The organism is Leucogemmata humicola (assembly GCF_055379415.1).
The window spans coordinates 2,127,445-2,151,750 of the sequence record NZ_AP040875.1 but is presented as its reverse complement, the minus strand read 5'-3'; the positions used below and the strand labels follow the sequence as shown (position 1 = coordinate 2,151,750).

Annotated in this window: 17 protein-coding genes; 12 read left to right on the top strand and 5 right to left on the bottom strand. The window is 63.0% G+C overall.

What is annotated here, in order from left to right:
- Positions 1-6 precede the first annotated feature (6 nt).
- Complete coding sequence (locus AC6H4Z_RS08895) at positions 7-1,713, bottom strand: phosphatidylglycerol lysyltransferase domain-containing protein (RefSeq protein ID WP_497546400.1); 1,707 nt, start codon at positions 1,711-1,713, stop codon at positions 7-9.
- A gap of 137 nt (positions 1,714-1,850) precedes the next feature.
- On the opposite strand from AC6H4Z_RS08895, the gene AC6H4Z_RS08890 reads away from it, so the two are divergent.
- The 5 genes from AC6H4Z_RS08890 to AC6H4Z_RS08870 all read left to right on the top strand — a co-directional run bounded on the left by AC6H4Z_RS08890 (position 1,851) and on the right by AC6H4Z_RS08870 (position 8,876).
- Positions 1,851-2,663: an alpha/beta fold hydrolase gene (locus AC6H4Z_RS08890; protein ID WP_497546399.1), complete on the top strand. Its 813-nt coding sequence runs from the start codon at positions 1,851-1,853 to the stop codon at positions 2,661-2,663.
- Positions 2,664-2,668: 5 nt separating this feature from the next.
- Positions 2,669-4,321: a hypothetical protein gene (locus tag AC6H4Z_RS08885; protein WP_497546398.1), complete on the top strand. Its 1,653-nt coding sequence runs from the start codon at positions 2,669-2,671 to the stop codon at positions 4,319-4,321.
- 170 nt (positions 4,322-4,491) lie between these two features.
- A complete protein-coding gene (locus AC6H4Z_RS08880) occupies positions 4,492-5,214 on the top strand; it encodes a hypothetical protein (protein ID WP_497546397.1) in 723 nt (240 codons plus the stop codon).
- A gap of 58 nt (positions 5,215-5,272) precedes the next feature.
- Positions 5,273-6,295, top strand: a complete 1,023-nt coding sequence (locus tag AC6H4Z_RS08875) for a CE1 family esterase (RefSeq protein WP_497546396.1) — start codon at positions 5,273-5,275, stop codon at positions 6,293-6,295.
- 169 nt (positions 6,296-6,464) lie between these two features.
- Positions 6,465-8,876 carry a TonB-dependent receptor gene (locus AC6H4Z_RS08870; RefSeq protein WP_497546395.1) on the top strand — a complete coding sequence of 804 codons (2,412 nt, stop codon included), beginning with the start codon at positions 6,465-6,467 and terminating at the stop codon, positions 8,874-8,876.
- 122 nt (positions 8,877-8,998) lie between these two features.
- Here the strand turns inward: AC6H4Z_RS08870 and AC6H4Z_RS08865 are convergent, their stop codons facing one another.
- Together AC6H4Z_RS08865 and AC6H4Z_RS08860 are read right to left on the bottom strand one after the other, a co-directional pair.
- The gene (locus AC6H4Z_RS08865; RefSeq protein ID WP_497546394.1) at positions 8,999-9,778 is read right to left on the bottom strand and encodes a LytR/AlgR family response regulator transcription factor; all 780 of its coding nucleotides are present in this window, start codon (positions 9,776-9,778) and stop codon (positions 8,999-9,001) included.
- On the bottom strand, positions 9,775-11,736 hold the full coding sequence (locus AC6H4Z_RS08860) for a histidine kinase (protein WP_497546393.1): 1,962 nt from the start codon (positions 11,734-11,736) through the stop codon (positions 9,775-9,777). Before AC6H4Z_RS08860 ends, AC6H4Z_RS08865 begins: the two co-directional genes overlap by 4 nt.
- 215 nt (positions 11,737-11,951) lie before the next feature.
- Here AC6H4Z_RS08860 and AC6H4Z_RS08855 point away from each other — a divergent pair, with 215 nt between their 5' ends.
- Genes AC6H4Z_RS08855 through AC6H4Z_RS08835 form a run of 5 tightly spaced genes read left to right on the top strand, consistent with a single transcriptional unit; the run spans position 11,952 to position 19,054 of the window.
- Entirely contained in the window at positions 11,952-12,302 is a 351-nt protein-coding gene (locus AC6H4Z_RS08855) for a hypothetical protein (RefSeq protein ID WP_497546392.1), read from the top strand.
- A gap of 49 nt (positions 12,303-12,351) precedes the next feature.
- Positions 12,352-13,686: a TolC family protein gene (locus tag AC6H4Z_RS08850; RefSeq protein WP_497546391.1), complete on the top strand. Its 1,335-nt coding sequence runs from the start codon at positions 12,352-12,354 to the stop codon at positions 13,684-13,686.
- Complete coding sequence (locus AC6H4Z_RS08845; protein WP_497546390.1) at positions 13,683-14,843, top strand: efflux RND transporter periplasmic adaptor subunit; 1,161 nt, start codon at positions 13,683-13,685, stop codon at positions 14,841-14,843. The genes AC6H4Z_RS08850 and AC6H4Z_RS08845 overlap by 4 nt, the downstream gene beginning before the upstream one ends.
- Complete coding sequence (locus AC6H4Z_RS08840) at positions 14,840-17,983, top strand: efflux RND transporter permease subunit (protein ID WP_497546389.1); 3,144 nt, start codon at positions 14,840-14,842, stop codon at positions 17,981-17,983. The genes AC6H4Z_RS08845 and AC6H4Z_RS08840 overlap by 4 nt, the downstream gene beginning before the upstream one ends.
- A gap of 12 nt (positions 17,984-17,995) precedes the next feature.
- Entirely contained in the window at positions 17,996-19,054 is a 1,059-nt protein-coding gene (locus AC6H4Z_RS08835) for a HoxN/HupN/NixA family nickel/cobalt transporter (protein ID WP_497546388.1), read from the top strand.
- Positions 19,055-19,066: 12 nt separating this feature from the next.
- Here the strand turns inward: AC6H4Z_RS08835 and AC6H4Z_RS08830 are convergent, their stop codons facing one another.
- Positions 19,067-19,276 (bottom strand): hypothetical protein, encoded by a 210-nt coding sequence (locus tag AC6H4Z_RS08830; protein WP_497546387.1) that lies wholly within the window; start codon positions 19,274-19,276, stop codon positions 19,067-19,069.
- A gap of 198 nt (positions 19,277-19,474) precedes the next feature.
- On the opposite strand from AC6H4Z_RS08830, the gene AC6H4Z_RS08825 reads away from it, so the two are divergent.
- Together AC6H4Z_RS08825 and pckA are read left to right on the top strand one after the other, a co-directional pair.
- Positions 19,475-21,784 (top strand): NADP-dependent malic enzyme, encoded by a 2,310-nt coding sequence (locus AC6H4Z_RS08825; RefSeq protein ID WP_497546386.1) that lies wholly within the window; start codon positions 19,475-19,477, stop codon positions 21,782-21,784.
- Positions 21,784-23,403 (top strand): phosphoenolpyruvate carboxykinase (ATP), encoded by a 1,620-nt coding sequence (gene pckA, locus AC6H4Z_RS08820; RefSeq protein ID WP_497546385.1) that lies wholly within the window; start codon positions 21,784-21,786, stop codon positions 23,401-23,403. The genes AC6H4Z_RS08825 and pckA overlap by 1 nt, the downstream gene beginning before the upstream one ends.
- 113 nt (positions 23,404-23,516) lie before the next feature.
- On the opposite strand, the gene AC6H4Z_RS08815 is transcribed toward pckA, so the two are convergent.
- Positions 23,517-24,272 (bottom strand): hypothetical protein, encoded by a 756-nt coding sequence (locus AC6H4Z_RS08815; RefSeq protein WP_497546384.1) that lies wholly within the window; start codon positions 24,270-24,272, stop codon positions 23,517-23,519.
- Positions 24,273-24,306 lie beyond the last annotated feature (34 nt).

The following is a 24,306-nucleotide window of genomic DNA, read 5'->3' as shown; positions in this document are numbered from 1 at the left end:
CGCGCGCTACTTCCTGAAGATTCCCGTCACGCCGCCCGACACCAGCGCTGAAATGTTCGCGAGGATCGCCGGGCGACGGAGGCCGCCGGGCGAGACCAGATAGCTCGGCTCCCACTCGGGATAGAACCAATCCTTGAAGGCGCGCAGTCCTTCGAAGTTGTAGTAGCGTTCTCCAACGCCGCGCACCGCAACCGTGACCTGATTCCAGAGCGGAGCAATGCGTGATGCTCGGATTCCGGACAGGGGCGCCATGCCGAGATTGAACATCGCGTACCCTTCGCGCTGCGCCCAGAACATCGCCTCGATCAGCGCATACCGCATGATGCCGGACGGCGATTCACGTGAGTAGCGCATGAGGTCCACTTCGACCTCGCCCTTGCGACCTGAGCGCCACAGCGTGACGAACGCCACGTTGCGGCCGCCTTGCTTCACGACACCAACCGCCGACGTGCGCGCAATGAACTCCTCGTCGAAGCGGCCGAGGGAGAATCCTTTTTCTCTGGTGGCCTTCGCTTCGAGCCATTCATCAGAGATTTCTCGTAGCGTCGGCAACACCGCGGCAACCTGGTCCGCCGGAATCATCTCGAACGTGCAGCCTTCGTCGATCGCGCGCCGCCAAACGCGCCGGAGGTTGCGGCGCTTCGGGCCTTCGAGCGAAAAATCAGCGAGCGGCACACGCGCAATCTCGCCGAGCTTCACGACCGCCAACGCGTAGTCGAGATAGAGATGGAGGAGCGCCGGCGGAACGCGGTGAAATACCGGCCACGCCCCGGCGAGATGGCATTTATGAATGAACTCGTCGAGCAGTTTGACCGCGTCTGGCACTGGGCCAACGGGATCTCCAAGCGCCACCCAACTCTGGCCTGAGATGCCGTACATGATGAACGCCGTCTTCTCCTCGTTGAACATGATCGACTTGTCGCCGAGGAAGACGAGTTGCGCCGAGGCGCGGATGGAGTTCGAGACGATGGGCGTCACCGCATCCAGGTCGGACGCCTCCGGCAGGCGAGTCAGTTCGCGCGCCGGACGAATCAGACGGGCCACGGCGAACGTCATGACGGCGATCGTCGCGAACGCCAGGGCGCGACCGGCACGCGGGCCCTGGTCGTCGTTGCCAAAGCTCCAGAACACGTGCGTTCCTAGCGCCTCGCGCCCGTAAGCCGACGCAACGAGGATACCCGTGCCAAGGAGCACCACGGCAATGGCGAGGATCCAGCCGGTCGTGAATCGCTCTTCGAAAATCGACGCCTTGCGAAAGAAGAATCGCTTGCTCGGCACGAGCACGACGAGCATGAGCGACAAGACGAGAGCCTGCTCGATATCCAGGGCGCTGACGATCGAGAACGCGATGCCACCGGCGAGCAGCCAGATGGTCATGTGGTACGCGGCATCGAGCCGTCGCTGAAGCCCCCGCGCCAGCAGGATCAGTCCCACGCCCGCAATGCTGGAGAAGTACGCCGATGCCTCGACGATCGGCAGCGGCAGAACGTCGTTCACCCATCCAAGACGTCCGGCACGGGCGGGCGTGGCGCCCGAGAAGAGCAGAATCGCGCCAGCCAAGAAGGTCGCGACAGCAAAGAATGTTGGCGCCAGCGCCCCCACCCAATCCCCGCCAATGCGGGCAATGCGACGCGCCGCTGGGACTCGCCGAAGAATTCCGACGATCCCCAGCGCCAACACGAGCGAGAGAGCGGGCAGCAGAAAAGTTCGCATGCAATCAGCTGGTAACCGTGCTAAACTCTGGCGAGTCCTTCTAGTACATTCTCGTCGGCATGAAGCTTAGTCGAGAGCACCCGGCTCGCTTCCCCCTCCTGCCCGACCGTCGCACCGCTGGCCCCCGGACCCATTCCTTGACGAAGACGTTCGTTCGCCGACTCGCGGCCGCCCTCGGTGTGGTCGCAGTCATCGCCGCCGCCGGCGTGTGGTACGTCCACCGCCCCTCCAAGGGGCATCCGTCCAGCTATGTGCCGACGGATTCGTCGCTGCGCAAACCCTGGATGTACTACTACGGCGCACGGCCCGGGCCGGCGCATGCCGTGGTCGTGCTGTTCGGGAATGACGTCTCCTTCTGGGAACCACATCAGGACCTGGCGTGGCGCCTCGCCGGCGACGGCAGCGACGTGATTGGCGTCGATCTGCGGCGATTCCTGGCCACGCTCCCCTCTCCGGAACCACAGCGGGACAGCGCGTTTGGCGTGGCCATCGCCGATTTGATTGCCCGAGCACGACACGACTTTCACGCAGACAGCCTTCCCCTGGTCATTGGCGGGCATTCGTTCGGAGCAGAACTCGCATTCTGGGTCGCGCTGAACCGGCCTCCCCCGCACCTCGTGGGGGTGCTCGCCCTGAACACTCGCGGCAGCGGGCACCTCTTCATTACACCCGCCGATTGGATGAACGAAGAAGCGTCTGGGGCGTGGAGTTTTTCAACCGTCGAGGCCGCAAAGAAGATCGACCCGTCGGTGCGCATTGCCCTCGTCCGAGGTGCCAAAGATCGTTTTCGCATTCACGATTCAGCGTTTGTCGCAGCCGGCGGACCGCGGCTTCGCCGCTTCGTGATCCCAATGGCCGCGCACTCGCTGACGACGATGTTGGTCGCCGGCCCGCTGATCTCTCGCGCGGTTCGGTTTCTGACTGATAGCACGGCAGCGTCACAGCCGTAGCCGACGTGACCGTTCCCGCTGGTCGCCTGCGCCGACGATGGCGCGAGTGCAGTCTCGCGGCAGCGTGTGTCGGCGCGGCTGCTCACGCGTCGGCTGCGCAAGCCTGCGATACGCTCGTCACGCGAACCGCGCCCGCCGGAATTCACGGCCGATTCGTGCGTTCGGTAACGACGAGGACCGACGCGCCTGCCGCGCTGCCAGTTGCCGGCGTCGTGCTCGCGCCAATGCGGCGAACCACGGAAGAGCGAGTAGTGAGGCGCCAACTTCTCTTCGGCGTGGGACAGCCAGTGGACAGCGCACGCGTGGCCGAAACGCTGCGACGCCTCCGCGATCAACGTCTCTACGCGGATGTCCAGCTCACCGCAGTTCGGTGCGCTGGACCAGACTCCGTCGATCTCATCGTCACGACGCGTGATGCGTGGACGCTCATTCCCGTGGCGCGGATCGTCCCACCATCCACGGTTTCGCTGGGCCTGGAAGACAGAAACATCCTCGGCACCGGCCGTCGCGTTGCGGTGTCGAACGATCAGACACCGCGCGGACACGGCGGCTCAATCTCACTGACCGACCCGTGGCTCTTCGGATCCGACGTAGTTGGAAGCATCCGCTTTTCGGACGTCGCCGGCGCCCACGTATTTCGCGCGTCCGTTCGGCATCGCGACATCAGCGACGACGATCCGTGGCGCGCCGAACTGTCGGTAGATCGCCAGCGATTCGCAGAATCGTCGGCAACCGAGCATCCGCTCGGGGAAATCTTCGCGGCTGCGCACATCGGCCGATTAGCAAGTGATCCACGATGGGCGATCGTCGTTCCGTACATCGGCGCTGAACTCGACAGCGCGCAGGTTTTGGCCATTCGGCGCGGCGACGACGGTGTGAGCAGCGTTCATACGCGCCGATTCGTCGGGGCAGACATTGGAGTACTGCGTCAGACGGCGCGGTTCGATACGGTCAGCTGGCTGGCCCCGCACCGTGGCTTTCTCGACGTGCCCGTCGGCGTAGAAGCCGACGCGCTCATTTCGCTCGGGCGCGATCGCGCGCAAGACGCTGCTGCTGCGCGGTATGACGCATGGCTCGGTGAGGTCTGGATTCCTCGACGCGGCACGATGCTCGTTGCCGACGGTTGGATCTCAGGCTTTCTCGGCAACGTACGCGCGAACCACGTCGACCGAATCGCGCTTGGCGCGCTGCAGGAGGCGACGCGTGGCTATTGGGCTGGCCACGCGTCGTTCGAGCAGATGCTGTTGCTCGACTCCGACCTCCGCCGCTTTTCGCTCGCAACCGCGGCGAACGATCCAACGCTCGCCGCGATCCCGGGGCCGTTTCGCCTCGCCGATCGCGCGGCGTTTAGTTCGCTCGAGCGGGCCGTTCACATTCGACCCTTTGGCCGAGCGTCGATCCTGGATCTTGGAGTATTTGGTGCGGGATCGGTGCGTTGGGATGCGCCGGCGACGACGCAGTCCGCCTTGGCCGTAGCTGTCACCGGACTGCGCCTTCGTGTGCTGTCGGCGAACGGCAATGCGTCATCCTTTCGAGCCGATGTTGGTTTTCCGGTCGCGTCGAGCAGCTCGGTCGTGCGACGCCCGCTACTCAGCGTGACGTTTAGTCCAGTTCTCGACGGCGCGCGCCAACGCGATGGGCGACGCCGACAGCAGTGAACACGCAGTCAACTCAGTGACGCAGCGCACAACGGAAAACGTGGCTCGGCGATAGACAACGCCGCGACCCGCGTCAGCGTTATTCTCTTGTGCGCGATTCTCTCCGAGGTGGTTTGTTGCCTCACTTTGCGGCCCGGGTACATCGGATTCGTCGGCGCACTCTCCTGGCGGTGCTGCTTCTAGGCGTCGCAAGTCGAGGATGGGCCCAGACCGCGAGCCAGCTCGGAGCGTGGGACGCGCTCATGCTGTCGCCGTTCGGCGCTCTCCCACCATTTGTGACGAACACCAACGCGGCGAATCAACCGCGCACCGATCTTCTGCTCAGCTACGGGCGTTGGGAATTCGCACGCGATGACGCGACCCACAACAACTTTGGGCTGACGGTGGTGCGCGAGTTGCCTTTCGCTCATGCACGGGTGTCAGCAACCGGCGCGTATCTCTGGCTCCAGTGTGGCGGGTGTTCGAGTTGGGCGATGGGCGGCGTCGACCTCGAGTCGACGCTCTGGAGTCATTCGACGCCGCGGTCGGGACGGAGCCCGGTCACAACCACTGCGGGACTGCGAGCAAGCTTCGGAGGCGCACGAAACTCTGGATCCGAAGCATCTAGCGCTCTGTCTGTCGCCACGGCGGCGCCCCTTGGGCTCGGTTGGGGAATTGGCCGATACTATCTGGATGCGGCCGTGTTTCCAGGGTTCGGGTACGGACGGATCGTGAACTCGGATCGTGTGGAATCGGGGACGCGAGGTTCGCTCGGAGCAGCCGGAGTGTGGCGGTTCCCGACCGGCCTTGGGATCGAACTGAACGCTCAACGGATTTTCATCACCGGGGGACCTACGCAGTTAGGTGTCGGATTGTCATGGGGACCGGGTGCTCGTCACCGGGCCGCGCCGTAACGTCACGCATCTTCCGACGTCGTACGCAGGGGACCTTCAGCCACCGAGCTCGACCTTGATGTCTCTGGACGCTGCACCACGCAACAACAGCACCTCGCGACGGACCGAAGCGCGCTTCGGCCGTCGCATTGCCGCGGCCGTGTCGGTCGTCGGCGCGCTGTTGCTGCTCGTGACGGCGTGCAACCCAGATCGCATCAATTCCGTGTCTGCGCCGAGTGATTGGAATTCGAGCAATTCGTCGCACGACATCGTCATCGATGGCATTCGACGAACGTTTTTGCTCCACGTACCACCTGGTGCATCGCAGTCGTCGGTCGAGACAGATGCGCAGCCGGATACGCCGCTTCCGTTGGTCCTCGTGCTTCACGGGAGCAGCGGTGACGGCGAGGCGATTCGAGAATCATCGCAGATGGACTCGCTCGCCGATGCGCGCCGTTTCATCGTTGCATATCCAAACGGCACGGAAGGAGGCTTCGGCCTCTATCCATCCGATTGGAATGCAGGCACGTGCTGTGGCGCGGCCTATCGTGAAGACGTCGACGATCTCGCGTTCATCTCGGCGCTCATCACGCGAATTTCGACCGAACTTCGCGTCGATCAGTCGCGCATCTACATCGCCGGGTTTTCCGACGGTGGTCGCATGGCATATCACGTGGCCTGCCAACTGTCGACGCGCATCGCGGCAATCGCCGTCGTGTCCGGAAGTCTCGTCGACGACGGATGCTTTCCACGGACCACTGTACCAGTTCTCGCAATTCACGGAACCGACGACGATCAGGTGGCCTTTGGGGAAGAGGCCGCGACATCCGCGCCAGGGGCCGTACCTGAGATGGCGTCGGAACTGCCGTCGTCCGTTCAGTTCTGGGTCGCGGAGAACGGCTGTCGTGATGGCGCCATTACGCAGATCAGTGAGCACGTTAGGCGAACGGCGCTGACACCCTGCTCCGCCGACGTCGTGCTCTACACGATTGACGGTGGCTCGCACGGTTGGCCCGGAGAACCGGGCTCCGATGCCCCGATGTCAGAGCTTCACGCCAGTGAGCTCATCGCGGACTTTTTCGCGCACCAGGTTCGCCGGTAGCCTACCGCCGCGGTTCCATTCGCCGGTTGCCACGGACCATTCGCACGGCGTCGCGAACCACACGTTGAACAACTCTGCGGCACCCTGAACTCCGCTCGTAGCATGCAGTACGAGTACGCCGTCGATCGACGATCGGCTGGTCGTCTCCTACGCATGCTCCGGAGCTTCGATGACCAACGTGACAACTCCCGTGCGATGCCTCGCGTTTGCGGTGGCACTCGCTCTTCCCGCCGCGTCTGCGACTGCGGCGACGCGAACCATCTCACCGATTTCCCGCCGCGCCACTGTCGCTAACGTCGACCTCGCCGGCACTGTTTCGGATTCGTCGAGCGGCCAACCGCTTCAGTCGGCCGAGATCGCCGTTGTGCGGGCGACGGGAGGCATCGTCGGTACAACGAGTACCGATGCGTTCGGGCGCTTCGTCGTCCATAACCTCGCGCCCGGCTCTTACTCCGTGAGCGTGCACCTGCTCGGCTTCCGACCAATCACTCGGCCGCTCACTGTTCCGACCGCCGGCGGCGTTGCCCCGATGCGCTTTGCGATGACATCGATCGGCACAAACCTCGACGTCGTCCAGATCATCGCCACGGTTCCGATCTCCGTGGACACGCGGACCGGCGATCAGGTCTTCAAGCAGAATGACTTCCACGGGGCGCCGACCAACACGACGTCGCAGATCCTCCAGCAATCGATTGCTGGCGCGGTGCGCGCACCGACCGGCGAAGTCCACATCCGCGGCCAGCACGCCGAATACACGTACTACGTGGATGGCGTCCCGGTGCCACCAGGGATTTCCGGTTCTCTAAACGAGCTCTTTGATCCGTCGGTCGTGAACCAGATCAACTTCCAGACGGGCGGCTGGGACGCCGAGTATGGCGGGCGGAACGCGGCGGTGATCAACGTGACGACGAAGGTTCCATCCGGCGGCTTTCACGGAAGTCTGAGCAGCTATGCCGGTTCGTTCGACCGCTCGTCGACCTCTGGGCCAACATCGTTCAATGGTCAGTCGTTCAGCGCGAGCACGAACAGCGGGCCGCTGGGAGTCTTCGTGTCAGGCGGACGGCAGATGTCGAACATGCGACTCGAACCGGTCGTGATGGACGAGACGGACAAACACATCGTCAACTTCCACAACAGTGGTACGGATTACTTCGGCTTCGGCAAGCTGCAATACACACCCGGAGTTCGGGATGTGGTCGATCTCGAACTCAACGTGTCGCAGACGCGACTTGCGATTCCCTTCGATTCGTCTGGCGGCACGTTTCAGAACGATCATCAGCGCGATATGAACAGCTTCGTGAATCTTGGCTGGCGCCATCAATTCGGTGACTTGAACGGAGACGGCTCGGGACGCTCCAATCTCTTCGCCGGCTTCTTCGCGCGCAGTTCGAGTCTGAACTACAACCCTGATCCAAATGATCAGCCGCAGTTCGTCTTCTATCCCAACGTTACCGACACGTTCAATCTCGCCGAACGCCGCAACGCCAACGTCGTCGGCTTAAAGTTGGACTATGCGATGCATCCGTCGACGGACATGGAAGTCAAAGTCGGCACGCTGTCGTCGATCACGAATGGCCACGAAGACTTCTCGACGTTCAACGCGACTGGCGCCGTGGGACCGCAGTCGAACTCCGACCTCTCGGGACACGACATCGGCGTCTACGGGCAGACGACGTACACGCCCAAGGAGTGGGTCGAACTTCGCACGGGCGTTCGGTACGACACGCATAACGCCCCCTTCGTCGGCACGCAGTCGCAGGTGAGCCCGCGCGTTCGCCTCAGTGTGTTTCCGTCGACATCGACGACGGCGTATGTCTACTACGGTCGTCAGTTCATGCCGACGAACATCGAGGATCTGCGCGCCATCACGAGCGCGGCGCAGGGCGGCGAGGTGAATCAAGGCACGCTGCCAGAGCGCGACGACTTCTTCGAAGCAGGCTTGATCCAGCGCCTACCGCGACTCGGACTCATCGCCAAGCTGTCGGCGTATCACAAGCGCAGCGATCCGGGCATCGACGACAACACAGTCCCCGGTTCGTCGATCGTGACGGACGTCAACATCGCGCAGGTGCGCATTACCGGACTCGAATCGGTACTCGAGTTCCGCCCCGGTGGTCCATTCACGGCGTACATGAATGCGGCACTCAATCACGCGTACGGCGTCGGCACCATTACCGGCGGTTTCTTCCCCGACGCCCCACCGTCGACGTCGTTCTTCGACCTCGACCACGATCAGCGTTTGTCGATGGTTGGCAGCGCTACGTTCGCCCCTGGACGCTTCTTCCTCAGCGGAACGGCGATCTACGGCTCAGGCCTTACCAACGGCGTCGATCCGGCGGATTGCGACTGCTCGACCGGACGCGGCCTCTTCGACTTCAACAAGGGGATTCACGTCGACCCGAACACGGTCGTGAACCTCAGCGGCGGATACACGTTCGTCGCCGGACGCACGGTGCTACAGCCCGAACTCTACGTCGAGAACGCGTTCAACAAGCAGTATTTCCTCAAAGGCGCGTTCTTCAGCGGCGCATCGGTCGGCCGGCCGCGAAGTGTGCAGCTGCGAATGAAGGCGAGCTTCTAGCGGCTGGCGGAATGCTCTCCACTATGAGGGAATTCTGGCCGAAAGTAGACGACTGATTCGTCTCATTCGCGTTATTCGCGTGATTCGTGAACAGAGTTGTTGTCGTTAGATCCCGAAGCGCGCTACAGCTTGAGCAACTGATCCCGCAGCACTCGGCCTCGAATACGACTCACCTGATGCTCGGCGCCGCCCTGCAGCACCGCGACGTAGGTGCCGCCAGGCATCGGAGTGATCTTCTGAATCATCGTCACGTTCAACAGCGTGCCGCGCGAGATGCGCACGAACTGCGCGGGATCGAGCCGCGCCTCGAGATCCTTGAGCCGATAGGTGATCGTGTGCCGGTCTCCAGTCCGCGTCAGGAGATGTAGCAGTTCTCCATCGGCGACGATCGATGCAACATGCTCGACCGGAACGAGGAAAATATCATCGCGCTTTCGCACCGGGATGCGGCGCAACAGCGTCGGCGGCAGTGAATCGGCATACTCCGTTGCCGCGGCGCGGAGGCGATCCGCGTCGCCCGGACGCAGCTCCGCGCGCTCCAAGCGTTCCAGCGCGCGATTGACCGTGTTGCGCAGTCGCGTCGGGTCGACTGGTTTGAGCAAGTAGTCGACGGCGTTCATCTCGAAGGCACGCGCCGCATACTCGTCGTACGCCGTGACAAACGCGATCAGCGGAAGCTTGTCTCGGCGAACCAATCGCACAACGCCGAGGCCGTCGACCTCCGGCATCTGTAGGTCGAGCAACACGAGATCGGGCGAGAGTTGTTCGATCATCTCGACGCACTCAGCGCCGCCCGCCGCTTCACCGATGACCTCGACGTCCTCGAACTTGCGCAAAATTCCGGCGAGGAACGCGCGAGCAGGCCGCTCGTCGTCAACGACGATGACACGCAGTTTGCTCATGCGGCGGGTGGAACCGATCGCGCGAGCGCGGGCGCATCGGCGGCGATCCACGGCATGTACAACTCGACCGTCGTTCCGCCGCCGGGTGTCGCACGCAGTGTCATTCCACCAGACGCGCCGAAGTAGTGTCGCAGACGATTCTCAATGTTCGCGAGACCAACACCATCGGTCGCGGGCCCGCGAGTCAGAGGCATGCCAGTCCCAGTGTCGACAACGAGCAACCGAAGCACGCCAACCTCGCCACCGATCGTCACATCGCGCCAGGCGCGAACCGTAACGTGACCTCCGTGGCGAATTGGACCCACGCCGTGCTTGACGGCGTTTTCAACCAGCGGCTGCAGCACCAGCGGAGGTACGCGCGCGTGCAACAGCTCCGCTGGAACTTCGATGGACACGGTGAGGCGTTCCTGGAAGCGCTCGCGTTCGATCGCGAGATATGATTCGACGATCTCGAGCTCCTCGCGCAGCGCGACGAACTGTCCGTTCGTTCGCCGCAGCACGGCGCGAAGCAGCCCTGTCAGTTGGTACAGCGTAGTGAGCGCGCGATCAGGAGCCGCCTGCATCAAATGGCCGAGCGTGTTCAGTGCGTTGAACAGGAAGTGCGGGTTGAGTTGCGCTCGTAGCGCTCGGAGTTCGGCCTCCGTTGCGAGCTGCTGCATCTCGAGCTCACGCTCTTCGCGCTGACGCAGGTCCTTCTCCAGGCGAATCTCATCGATACGCCGTCCGACCAGCGACGCAACCGCGTCGATCATCATCAGATCGTCAGAAAGCAGCGCGCGGCCGCCGCTCAGTTCGGCGACGCGAATTGCGAACGACGGCGCGAGCGCCGTTGGAATCGAGATGACCGCTTCGGCACCTGGCCGACCGAGCGTGATCGTCGGATGTGCTACGGTCCGCGCCTCAGTGACATCACTCACCTGCCAGCGCGCTGATTTCGCGCCCAACGCGTGAGCAAGTAGGGCGCACGTGACGTCGAGCGCGGAATCAGCATCGCGCGACCGTGCGAGCTGTTGTCCGAGATCCGCACGGAACTCCCGATAGTCCGTTCGCCGCAAAATCACGCGATCGACGAACCGATAGGTGCGGCGCTGAATGAACGGATACGCGAGCGCCGTGAGGATCCACAGACCGAGCAGCGCGCCAATGATCGCCAGATGCGATCCGTCATCCAATGCGCGACGCGCGGCGATCGCGTGCGGGTCCACCAGCGGAGCAGCAACGCCCACATACAGCAGCGATACAACGCCAACGAGCGCGAGCAACGACAGCGCTCGCTTGAGAAACACGTCTGCGAACGCGAAGCGATAATCCTGATACAGGATCGCCAACACGAGGGGCAGCGACGCGTGATGCCCGATGAGTTCGACGAGCCACGGATCCTGGTCGGGCGTCCCGGCCGCACGACTGAGATGCAGCGCCGATACCGCGAACGCAGCGAGAGCAACGGCCGTGATGCTCCGCTGAAATCCGGGCTGACGGCGTTCGCTGACGGCAAGCACCGTCAGCAGCACGGCGTACGTGGCTGTGAGCGCCAGAAGTCCAAACGCCGAGTAGAGACCGCCAGTCGTCGCCGCAATCGCGTGCGAGACTCCGGCGACGGCACTCGCACCGTATGCGACGCCGAGGATCCATGTCCCGCGTCGATCGAAGCGGCGCAGCGTGGAATGAACGACGACGGCGGGAAGAAATCCGAGCGCCGTATACGCGACCGCGCCAACCCAGGGGAGCGGATACGCCAATCCGAAGTCGCGCACCGCATAAACGAGCATCGCGCCGACGTTCCAGATCACACCAAGCCCGGCGGCCACCAGCGGGACTCGGTCGTGCGTCCCTCGCTCACTCGGCGACACAACATATGACAGCCGTCGTCGAGTCATCGCGCCCAGCATCGTATACAAAACGATGCCGGTCGTGAAACCAACGAGGTGTACCAGCGCTGTCAGGTCGCGAGCATTCATAGGGAAAGGGAGCGGTCGTCTGGTACCCGGTGTATCAGAATGAGTTCGCCCGCAGCTCGGTCGGACGCCGACTACCGAGACACAATGGGGAGTCTGCGAAAGATCCGCAAAGCATGACAATGACTGGTCTTCCGAGACCCATGGACAGTCGTCCTGGGCCACGGCCGGTCGAATTCTCTAGCGTTTGTCCAGGCTCGTCCGTAGGGTTATGTAGAATGACGCGCAAAGTGCCTCCGACCCGCCGCTCCGGCTGGCTGTATTCCGTCCTCTCCATTTTGGTGATGACGGCACAGCTGATCGTGGCGGTCGCTCCCCTCGCCGAGTCTCGCGACCGGCGAATGGAGTCGCACGTGGAGGCTGGCGGCGCGCAGACACATCGCGCGCACAATGAAGCGGCGTGCGCCGCCTGCCAAGCGCGTTCGATCCACGGTTCCGCGCCCCGCGCGGCCGTCCCCATGCTGGCCGACGCCTCGCCCGCCGCAACGATCGTCCCGACTGCGGACCACGGCGTTTCCAGCGCTTCACACTCCCCAGCCAATCCGCGCGCTCCTCCCTCGGTGATCTGAGTCGTTGGTGCAGTCGTAGTACGCCTCGGATCCACCATTTAGGGACAAAATGCGCCTAATTCTAGCGTTGTGCGCGCTGGCCTCATCGGGCAGCGCGGCGCTTGCGCAGGCTTCGACAGGAATTCCCCTGTCGAGTGCGCGAGCGGGTACGTCCGCATTCAATCGAATCCCCGGAGCACAGGGGACAGACTCACTCCAGCTCTCTCGACGACAGGCCATCGCCGAGGCGCTCACGCGCAACGCGCAGCTCGAGATCGCGCGCGAGCAAACCGCCCAGGCGCGGGCGCGACGCGTGACCGCCATTGCCATCCCGGACCCAACGCTCACCGCCGCGTTCGATCAGGCGTCGGGGCCGTTCTCGTTCGGCGGCGCCGGATCGCGTCCGGTCGGGATCGACCTAACCATTCCCTTCCCCGACAAGTTCCGGCTCAACAATAAAATCGGGAAAGCGGACATCGGTGCGAGCGAGTCCAACTATCGACTGCAACAGCAAACGGTCGCGCTCGCGGCGTCTGCCACGTACGACTCGCTGCTCGCCGCGCTCAAGCATCGCGAGTACCTACGCGAGGCGCGCACACTCGCCGCGGACTTCCTCAAGAAGACACAGGCACGATATGACGCAGGCACCGCGGCAAAGCTCGACGTCATTCAGGCGCAGGTTGGGCTGGCGCAGTCCGACAATGACCTGATCGGCAACGAACGCGATCTCGCTACGGCACAGGCATCGCTCAATCGAACACTGGGTCGCGTCATCGGCGCGCCCATTTCGCCAACTGACTCGCTCGAAATTCCGCTCGCGCTGCCTGACTCGGCGACGATCGAACGTACGGCTCTCTCGAATCGCCCCGAACTGGCCATTCTCCAGCAGCAACAGGCCGGCGCGCACGCGAGCACGAGTCTCGTCAAAGAGTTCTGGATGCCTGATCTCGTATTCGCCGTCCAACGCGACTACGTCTCGCCAGGCTCGCCACTCTTTACGACCGGCATTTCGCTGCCTCTGCCCGCGCTTTACTGGCAGCATTCGCGCGGCGACATCGCGCAGGCGCAGCACTTCGAGAAGGAACTCGAAGCCACGTATCGCGACACGCGCGCACAGGTCACGCAGGACGTGCGATCGGCGTACGCCAACGCGAGCACCGCGATGCGACAGGTGATCTTCATTCGCGACGAGCTCGTCCCCTCAGCGCGCGAAGCGTACCGCGTCGCATCCACGAGCTACAGCCTCGGCGGATCGTCGGCCCTCGAAGTCCTCACGGCTCGCAGCGCACTTCTGAGCGCGCAGAGCCAACTCGTCGATGCATACGCCGCCGCGAACACCGCGCGCGCTGATCTCGAACGCGCCCTCGGCGCACCCGTTCCCGCCATTGGAGCCAGCAACAGATGATCTCGCGATTCCTTCGTTCCGTTTCGGCTTCGGGCGCCATCCTCGCTGCGGCGTCTATCGCTGCCTGCTCGTCTGAGAAGCCATCCGTCGCCGTCGCCGGCGACACGTCGCTCGCCAACACGCCACGCAACGTCACGCTCACTTCCGAACAACGCGCCCGCATCAAGACGGTGACGGTCGAACAGGTCGCGTTCCGGCCGCTCGTGGAAGCGACCGGCAACGTCGCCTTCAACGGCGACAAGTCGACGCAGGTGCTCTCGCCCGTCTCGGGTCCAGCCACGCGCATCGTCGTATCGCCGGGCGCGGTCGTGACGCGCGGTCAGCCGCTCGCGTACGTCTCGTCGCCCGATTTTGCGACGGCAGTGGCCGACTATCGTAAAGCGCAAACGGCTTTTCGAAATGCCAGACGAATTGCCGACCGCGATTCGCTCCTCTTCAAGAATGACGCATTGGCCCGCGGCGATCTCGAACAGGCGCAAGCCGATGTCGCCGCCGCCGAAGCAGACCTCGACGCCGCCGTTCAGAACATGCGAGCCCTGGGCGTAGACGAGGCGCAAATCCAGGCCGTGCGCGACGGAAAGACGACCGCCATCGAAGCGATCATTCGAGCGCCAATCGAAGGGACAGTCGTCGAGAAACTCATCGCCGAGGGGCAACTGCTTCAGGCGGGAAGCACGCCGACGTTCACGATTGCTGATCTGAGCACCGTGTGGGTGATGGCCAACGTCTTCGCGAACGATTTGCAGGATGTCGCGGTCGGCCAGCCCGTCGATGTGCTTTCCGATGCGAGCCGCACACCAGTCGCCGGTCGCGTTGACTACGTCGCATCGCTCGCAGATCCAGGCACGAAGGCAGTGTCTGTGCGCGTGGTAGTGCCCAACACCAACCATGTACTGCGCCGCGACATGTTCGTGCGCGTGCAGATCAAGTCGGGCCACGAGCACCGCGGTGTCCTCGTGCCCGTAGCATCGGTTCTTCGCGACGATCAGAATCTTCCGTACGTCTTCGTGATCGCTGGCAACAACGGCTTCGCACGGCGCCGCATCACACTCGGCACCCGTGTTGGCGACAACTACGAAATCGTCTCCGGACTCGCCGCCGGCGATCAGGTCGTCGCTGACGGTGCGCTCTTCCTGCAATTCGCGGAGAGCCAGTGAGCGAACCGACACGTCCTCCACGCACACCTGTGCCCAACGCGCCAACGCAGGCGCGACGGGGCGCGGTGCAGCGACTGGTCGAAGCGGCCGTCAACGAGCCGCTCCTCGTCGCGTTTCTCACACTCGGCCTGATATTCGCCGGCATCTTCTCACTCAAACGACTTCCCGTCGACGCGTATCCGGACGTGTCGCCGACCGGCGTCGAAATGACGACGCAGTGGCCGGGACATGCCGCGGAAGAAGTTGAGCGACTGATCACGGTTCCGATCGAAACGGAGCTGAACGGGCTTCCGAATCTCGTCGTCACGCGCTCGGTGTCGTTGTATGGATTGTCGAACATTCGCGTCACGTTCGCAGAGGGCACCGACCTCTACTTTGCGCGTCAGCAGGTATTCGAACGCTTGCAGGGTGCCAGTCTGCCAGATGGCGTGAGCCCGGAAGTCGAGGCGCCCTTCTCCCCGTCGGGACTCGTCTACCGATACGTGCTGCAAAGTTCGGATCGATCGGCGCAAGAACTACACGTGCTGCAAGACTGGGTGCTCGATAAAGCATTCCGCGCCGTTCCCGGCGTCGCTGACGTTGCGGCACTCGGCGGTGAGACGATGCAGTATCAGGTTCTCGTCGACCCGACGAAGCTGGCCGGCGCTGGACTCTCCATCAGCGACGTTTCCGCGGCTCTCAGTTCGAACAACAGTAACGGCGGCGGCGGGTTCATCTCCGAGGGCGGACAGTTCTTCTACGTGCGCGGTCTCGGTCGCGTCGTCACGCTCGAGGACATCGGCAACATCGTCCTCGCTGTGAAGAACAGCGTCCCTGTCCTCGTAAAGGATGTTGCGACCGTCGAGATCGGACATGCCCCTCGCCTCGGTCAGTTCGGCTTCAACAAGACGGACGACGCGGTCGAAGGTGTCATCCTCATGCGCACCGGCGAACAGGCGCAGGTGGTGCTCAAGCGGGTCGAAGCCAAGACGCGTGAGCTCAACGATCACGTTCTGCCCAAGGACGTGAAGGTCGTACCGTACTACGACCGGAGCGACCTCGTCGCGCTCACGACGCACACCGTCGCGCACAACCTGTTCACCGGCATTGTGCTCGTCGTGATCGTGCTGGTGTTCTTCCTGTACGATTTCCGCTCCGGATTGATCGTAGCGGTCACGGTTCCGCTGGCGCTGCTCATCGCGTTCATCTGTCTCGATTTGCGAAGCATTCCTGCCAATCTGCTCTCGATCGGCGCAATCGACTTCGGCATTCTGGTCGATGGCGCGGTGGTCATGGTCGAGAACATTTACCGACAGCTCGCGCGACGACACGGCACTGAGTACAAGATCAAAGACGTGATCTTCGACGCGGCGGCGGAAGTCAATCGTCCGATCGTCTATGCGACTGCCGTCATCGTCGCGGGCTTTCTTCCCATCTACGCGTTGACTGGCCCGGCGGCGAAGCTGTTCCGCCCCATGGCCGACACGACGATCTACGCGCTGGTCGGATCGCTCGCACTCACGCTCACGGTCATTCCAGTTCTTTGCTCGATCGCGCTGCGCGGCGGAGTGAAGGAGCGCCGCAATCACGTGTTCGAGTGGATTCGCGACCGGTATGCATCGGGACTCGACTGGTGCCTGAGGAATCGTGTAGCGACAGTCGTTGCATCGCTCGTGCTTTTTGCCGTCTCGGCGGGTATTGCCGTCACGCGTGGCGGCGAGTTCATGCCGAAGCTCGACGAAGGCGCCCTGTGGGTCCGTGCGACGATGCCATACACCATCTCGTTCGAGGAATCGTCGAAGATCGTGCCGCAGGTTCGTGCGATTCTCCAAAGCTTCCCCGAAGTAACGGTCGTGGCGTCCGAACACGGTCGCGACGACGCGGGCACGGATCCGACGGGTTTCTTCAACGCCGAGTTCTACGTCGGCCTCAAGCCGTACGGCGAATGGAACGGCGCTTTCCATTCGAAGGATCAGTTGATCGAAGCGATTCAGAAGAAGCTCGCGGTCTTCCCCGGAATCACCTTCAACTACACGCAGCCCGCTGAAGACGCCGTGGATGAGGCGCTCACGGGCCTGAAGGCGTCGCTCGACGTGAAGGTCTTCGGGACCGACCTCGCGCTGCTCGAGCAGAAGGGACGCGCGATCAAGGGCGTGATCGAAAAGATTCCTGGTATCGATCACGTAACTCTGGTGCAGGAACTCGGACAGCCGAGTCTCACGATCACCGTGGACCGCGGCAAGCTGGCGCGGTATGGCCTGAGCGCCGACGCGGTGAACGGACTCATCGAAGCCGCAGTGGGCGGTGCGGCAGCGACACAGGTCGTGCAAGGCGAGCGGACGTTCGATCTCGTCGTGCGACTCCAGCCACAATATCGCGCAACGCCCGAGGAGATCGGCAACATCCTGCTCGCGACGCCAGACGGTCAGCAGGTGCCGTTGCGTGAAGTCGCCAACGTGGAAGTCGCGAATGGTGCGGCGTTCATCTATCGCCAGGACAACTCGCGGTACATCGGCGTGCAATACTCGGTCGAAGGTCGCGACCTGGCGAGCGCCGTCGCCGAAGCGAAGGCCGCCGTCGACAAGCAGATCTCGCTGCCGATCGGCTACTCCACGCGTTGGGGCGGAGAGTTCGAGGAGTACACGGCATCGCGCGCACAGATGAACATCGTGCTGCCAATCACCGTCATCCTCATCTTCGGCATCCTGTTCGTCCTGTACCACAACTTCAAATTCCCGCTCATCACCGTCGTCGGTGTCATTCTCTCGGCGCCGTTGGGCGGTCTGCTCGCGATGCTCGTCACGAAGACGCCGTTCTCGGTGTCGTCGATGATCGGCTTCCTCGCCCTCTTCGGCGTCTCGGTGCAAACCGCAGTCGTGTACATCTCGTACGCAAACGAATTGCGGCTTGAAGGATTTGGCATCGCCGAGGCGACTCGGTCGGCGGCACTGCTGCGTTTGCGGCCGATCATGATGACCGCACTCGTGGCCGCGCTCGGCTTGTTGCCAGCGGCGCTCTCGACCGGCGTCGGTTCCGATACGCAGAAGCCGTTCGCGCTGGTAATCGTTGGCGGTCTCTTCTCTCGCCTGCTGATCAGCGTGTTCCTCATGCCGGTGCTGTACGTGATGACGGCTCGGGAGGACGATCACCTCGAAGTGTGATAGCTTTGTGGGGTGAAACCACCCGTCTTCGCGCCGACTAAAGACGACGCGCCGATCATTCGACGGCGCGTCGTCTTGCTGTTCGCCTCACTCATCGCGGCCAATCTTGGCGCGTGGGCATGGGCACTCCTGGCCTTCCGACATTATCCGCTACTGCTCGGCACTGCTCTGCTGTCCTATGGCTTGGGACTGCGTCACGCCATCGATGCTGATCACATCGCGGCCATCGACAACGTGACGCGAAAGCTGATGCAGGACGGTCAGCGCCCCGTCACAACCGGTCTCTTCTTTTCGCTTGGCCATTCGACCGTCGTCGTCCTCGCGTCGATGGCAATCGCCGCAACGGCGACCGCACTCCGCGCCGACCTCGCGTCCTGGCATGATGTGGGAGGACTGATCGGCACGAGCGTTTCCGCGATCTTTTTGCTCGCGATCGCGGTGATGAACCTCTTCATTCTCGCGTCAGTGTACCGCGCGTTCCATCGCGTGAAGAACGGCGGCACCTACGCGGAAAACGATCTCGACGTCCTGTTGAGCGGCGGCGGTCTGCTCGCGCGTATCTTCCGGCCGGTGTTCGGTCTCGTTCGGAAGGGCTGGCACATGTACCCGCTTGGCCTGCTGTTCGGCCTCGGCTTCGACACGGCGACGGAAATTGGCTTGCTCGGCATTTCAGCCGCGGAAGCGTCGCGCGGAATGCCGATCTGGTCGATCATGGTCTTTCCAGCGCTGTTCACCGCTGGCATGTCGCTCGTCGACACGGCGGACAACGTCCTGATGGTCGGCGCATATGGTTGGGCGTTCAGCCGGCCAATTAGAAAACTCTACTACAATCTGACGATCACGTTCGTATCGGTCGTCGTGGCGCTGCTCGTCGGCGGCATCGAGGCGCTTGGCCTGATCGCGAAGCGAGCCGATCTCCACGGCGCGTTCTGGGACTCGATCGCCGCGCTGAACAACAACTTCGGCAGCCTTGGCTATCTGATCATCGGCGTGTTCGTGCTCTGCTGGGGCGTTTCGGTCCTCGTCTATCGGCTCAAAAGGTACGACACGCTCGAGGTGGCTCGCTCATAGCTGGCGAGCCGCTCACGCTCCGCTGTCGTTTGGCTCAGGATCGCGTCGCTCATCCTGACGACGATCGTTCCCGTCGCGCCGCCGCGATGCTTGCCAAATCATGAGTGCCGCCACGACAGCGACGAAGACGTACGCGGGCTGCATTAGCCCGCGCATCGCGGGGGCGAGGCGAGCGACGAATGTCAGCCCGAGCTCGAGCCCTGCGGCGATGGCGAAGAGCACGCCAATGCGCCTCCATCGGCGCGGATCGAGACTATCGGGCAAGCAATCTTTCCATGACGACCTCGCTGAGAGTGGACAGCTCGTTCGGCAACGCAACCGCCGGGCCTCGGCATAGACCCTGAATACCTCAGGCACATGAGTCAAGGGCCAGTCACCGACTGACTTACGACTCATACCTGGCTATTGTTCATGTTCCCCATGACCAAACGCCAGGACGCCCTCGACTACCACGCGAACGGCAGGCCGGGAAAGATCGCCGTCGTTCCAACCAAGCCCCTCGCCAACCAGCGGGATCTGTCGCTCGCCTATTCTCCCGGCGTCGCCGAACCCTGCCTGGAAATCAAACGCGACCCCGAACTCGCGTACACGTACACGGCGAAGGGCAACCTGGTCGGCGTCGTCACCAACGGAACGGCTGTGTTGGGGCTCGGCAACATCGGCGCGATGGCCGGCAAGCCCGTCATGGAAGGTAAGGGCAATCTCTTCAAACAGTTCGCCGATCTCGACGTCTTCGATCTTGAAGTTGGTTCGGAAGATCCCGATGACGTCATCAAGTTCTGTCAGCTCCTCGAGCCGACCGTCGGCGGCATCAACCTCGAAGACATTCGCGCACCGGACTGTTTCTACATCGAGGAAACGCTCCGCAAAACGCTGAAGATTCCCGTCTTCCACGACGATCAGCATGGCACGGCGATCATTTCCGGCGCGGCGTTGCTCAACGCGCTCGAGTGTGTCGAGAAGAACATCGCCGAGATTCGCGTCGTGTTCTCCGGCGCCGGCGCTGCAGCGATTTCCACTGCCGAGCACTACGTGCGCCTTGGCGTGCGCCGTGAGAATATTCTCATGTGCGACCGCGACGGAGTGATCTACAAGGGTCGCGAAGGCGAGATGGACCCGTACAAGGCGCGTTTCATCATCGACACGCCGAAGCGCACGATCGCCGACGCGCTCGACGGCGCGGACGTGTTCGTCGGTCTATCGGTTGCTGGCGCCGTCACGGGCGACATGGTTCGCAAGATGGCGGCGCACCCAATCATCTTCGCGCTCGCCAACCCTGTTCCGGAGATTCTTCCGGAGGAAGTGCGGGCCGTGCGCGACGACGCAATCATCGCGACGGGCCGCAGCGACTATCCGAATCAGGTCAACAACGTCCTCGGGTTTCCGTTCATCTTCCGCGGCGCATTGGATGTCCGTGCTACGGAAATCAACGAAGAGATGAAGATGGCCGCGACGCGCGCGCTCGCGCTGCTCGCCAAAGAGGACGTTCCGGACAGCGTGGCGTCGCTGTACGGATTGAAAGAAGTGCGCTTTGGTCCGGAGTATCTGATTCCCTTCCCGTTCGACCCGCGTGTGTTGCTGTGGATCGCGCCGGCCGTCGCGTGGGCGGCGGTCGCCTCGGGCGCCGCGTCAGAGTTCATCGACCTCGACGAGTACCGCGAGCGCCTCGAGTCGCGTCTTGGCCGCGCGCGCGGCGTGATGCGTGGGCTGATCAATCGTGCGGCGAGCAATCCGAAGCGCGTCGTGTTCCCGGAAGGCGAAGAGCCGAAGATCATTCGCGCCGCTCGCATCTGCGTCGAAGACGGTATCGCTGAGCCGACTCTACTCGGCAATCCGCAAACGATCGAGCAGTACGCGCGTGCGTTCAACATTCCGCTCGATGGCATCGAGATCGAAGATCCGGCCACGTCACCTCGTCGAGAGCAGTACGCCAAGTACATGTGGGGTCGTCGCCAGCGAAAGGGTATGAGCCTCGACGAAGCGCGGCGTCGGCTGTACAACGGCAACTACTTCGGCTCGTGCATGGTCAGCTGCAACGATGCGGATGCACTCGTGTCGGGGGTGAACCTGCACTACCCGGAAACGATTCGTCCGGCGCTCGAAGTCGTCGGTGCGCACCCCAAGGCAGGCCTCGTGAGCGGCATGTACATGCTGGTCTTCGAGAAGCGCGTGGTGTTCTGCGCCGATACTACGGTGAACATCGATCCGACGGCCGAGCAGCTCGCCCAGATCGCGCTCACGGCGAGCCGCATCACGCGGACGATGGGCATGGAGCCGCGCATCGCGATGCTGTCGTTCTCGAACTTCGGGTCGGTGAGACATCCCGAGGCCGAGAAGATGGCGCGCGCCGTGGCCCTGCTGCGCCAACGGGACCCATCGTTGATGGTCGATGGCGAAATGCAGGCGGATACCGCCCTGGTGCCGGAAATCATCAACCGCGATTACCCGTTCAGCACCCTGAAAGAAGAAGCGAACGTGCTCATATTTCCTAACTTGAGCGCGGGAAATATTGCATACAAATTGTTGAACCACCTGGGTGGCGCGACTGCGATTGGACCCATCCTGGTGGGCATGAGCCGCCCCGTTCACGTTTTGGAACGTGGCGCAAACGTGCAGGACATCGTCAACATGGCTGCAGTGGCCGTGGTCGACGCGCAGGAACGAACCTATCCCGTGGAACCGTCTCGCCCGGCGAACGGCGCCACTCCGACAGTCTTCTCGAGGCTATGATGGCGACTCGTATTCAGCCGCAGGATGCCGTTTTGCAGGGACATGTGGGATTGTCCGCGCAGGGTCTCGCCCCGAAGGGCGAGGTGCACTGGAACCTCGTTGCGCCGGCGCTGATTCAGAGCGCCATTCGCCGCAACGAGGGCCAGCTCGCCGACATGGGGCCGTTTTGCGCGGTGACGTCGCCGCACACCGGCCGCTCGCCCAATGACAAATTCCTCGTTAAGGAATCGTCATCTGAGGCGGACGTCGACTGGGGCAAGGTCAACCAGCCCTTCACCGAAGCGCAGTTCGAAACGCTTCGCGCCGACATCGTTCAGTATCTCAACGGCCGCGACGAACTCTTCGTCGAAGATCTCTATTGCGGTGCCGATCCGGCGTATCGCCTCTCCGTACGGTACGTCTCGCCGAACGCGTGGCAGATGGCCTTCGTGCGGAACATGTTCATCCGCCCCGAGGCGGACGAACTACCGAGCTTCGACCCGAACTTCACGGTGCTTCACGCGCCCGAGTTCGAAGCCGATCCGGCGAAGCACGGTACGCGCACCAGCACGGCCATCGTGCTGAACCTCTCCAAGCGCATGATCCTCATCGCCGGCACGCGCTACGCCGGCGAATTGAAGAAGTCGATGTTCACGGTCATGAACTACTACATGCCCAAGCAGGGCGTGCTGTCCATGCACTGCTCAGCGAACATCGGCAAGGCGGGCGACACGGCTCTCTTCTTCGGATTGTCCGGCACCGGCAAGACCACGCTGTCGGCGGATCCTGAGCGTTCGCTCATCGGCGACGACGAGCACGGTTGGGCGCCGACTGGCACGTTCAACTACGAAGGCGGCTGCTACGCGAAGGTGATCAACCTGAGCCCCGAGGGCGAGCCCGACATCTATCGCACGACACAGATGTTCGGCACGATCCTCGAGAACGTGGTGCTCGATCCAACGAAGCGCACGGTGAAGTTCGAAGATCAGTCGATCACCGAAAACACGCGCGCCTCGTATCCGTTGCACTACATCCCGAACTACGTGAAGTCGGGACGCGGCGGACATCCGAAGAACATCGTCTTCCTCACGGCCGACGCGTTCGGCGTGCTTCCCCCCGTGGCGAAGCTGAGCCGCGAACAAGCGATGTACTACTTTTTGTCCGGCTACACGGCAAAAGTGGCGGGCACCGAACGCGGCGTCAAAGAGCCGCAGGCGACGTTCTCGTCCTGCTTCGGCGCCGTCTTCCTCGTGTGGCACCCGACCAAGTACGCCGAGATGCTCGGCAAGTTGATCGACGACCACGGCTCGGATGTGTGGCTCGTCAACACGGGTTGGACTGGCGGCGCATTCGGCACCGGCAAGCGCATGAAGCTGTCACATACCCGCGCCATGGTGCACTCGCTCCTCCGTGGCGATCTCGCCAAGGTGAAAATGGATGTCGATCCGGTGTTCGGCCTCAGCGTGCCGACGCAGATCACCGACGTCCCGAACGACGTTCTGTCGCCGCGCAGCACGTGGTCGGACAAGAACGCCTACGACGAACAGGCCAAGAAGCTCGCGTCGATGTTCCGTGAGAACTTCAGCAAGTTCGAAAAGTTCGTTGACGGCGGCGTGACGGCGGCGGGACCGAAGGGCTAACGGTTCGGCGCTAGGCGCTAGGCACTAGGCGCTAGAAATAAGGAAAGGGCCGCCGCGACTCCGTCGCGGCGGCCCTTTGCTTGGAGACGGCACTACCTCGGACTACGCCACCATTAGTGCGGCGTGATCGATTGGCGAACGGCCTGGCGCTCGGCAACCCGAATCGGCTCGATTGGGCCGGCGCCGAGGGCCAGGAATGGCTTCGCCTCGCCGAGTGCGCTGGAGGCCGCATCCGTCGGTTCTGGCGTGCTGCGCGACGGCGCCACGATCGGGCGTTCCGTCATCACCTTCGTCACGAAGCGCTGCCCTTCGGCGATGCGCTCGACTTCGATCGCAATGGCATCCACGGCCTGCTCGAGCCGATCGAGCCGCGGGGCGATGACGTCTGGAGCTACGGCGTCCTTCGGGGCCCGTCGAAGGATTCGACGCGTAATGCCGATGGAAATCGGCATGAGAACGGCGAGAATGAACGTCACGAAGATCGCGGTTACGTCACCTGAATCCATACCGGGCCTCCGCCCAGGGTTCTGAGGAAAACCAAACTGCGGCCGGGAGCCCGGCTGCCCCTGTCTCGAATTGAGCCGTCCACGAGCGTCTGCGAGTTGGACGCTCACCTGGGCGATCTCCCCTTCGACCTTGCCGAGTTGCAGGCCCGCGGACGTCGCCACATCGGCCTGAGCAGACCCGATTTGCTGGCGGAGCACCCTGCGCTGGGCCTGAAGACCGGCCAACTCCTGCGTCAATCGCTGAACCAGCACCATCAACCCATCGTCGCCCAGCACCTCGGCGCCTTGGATCGGAACAGCTTTGGGCGACGCCGGAGGCGGGGCTGGAATGTCCGGCTTCTGCAGCAGAGTTGGTGTCGGCATGGGAAGTCCTACGGGCCCAGGATGGGGATGTTTC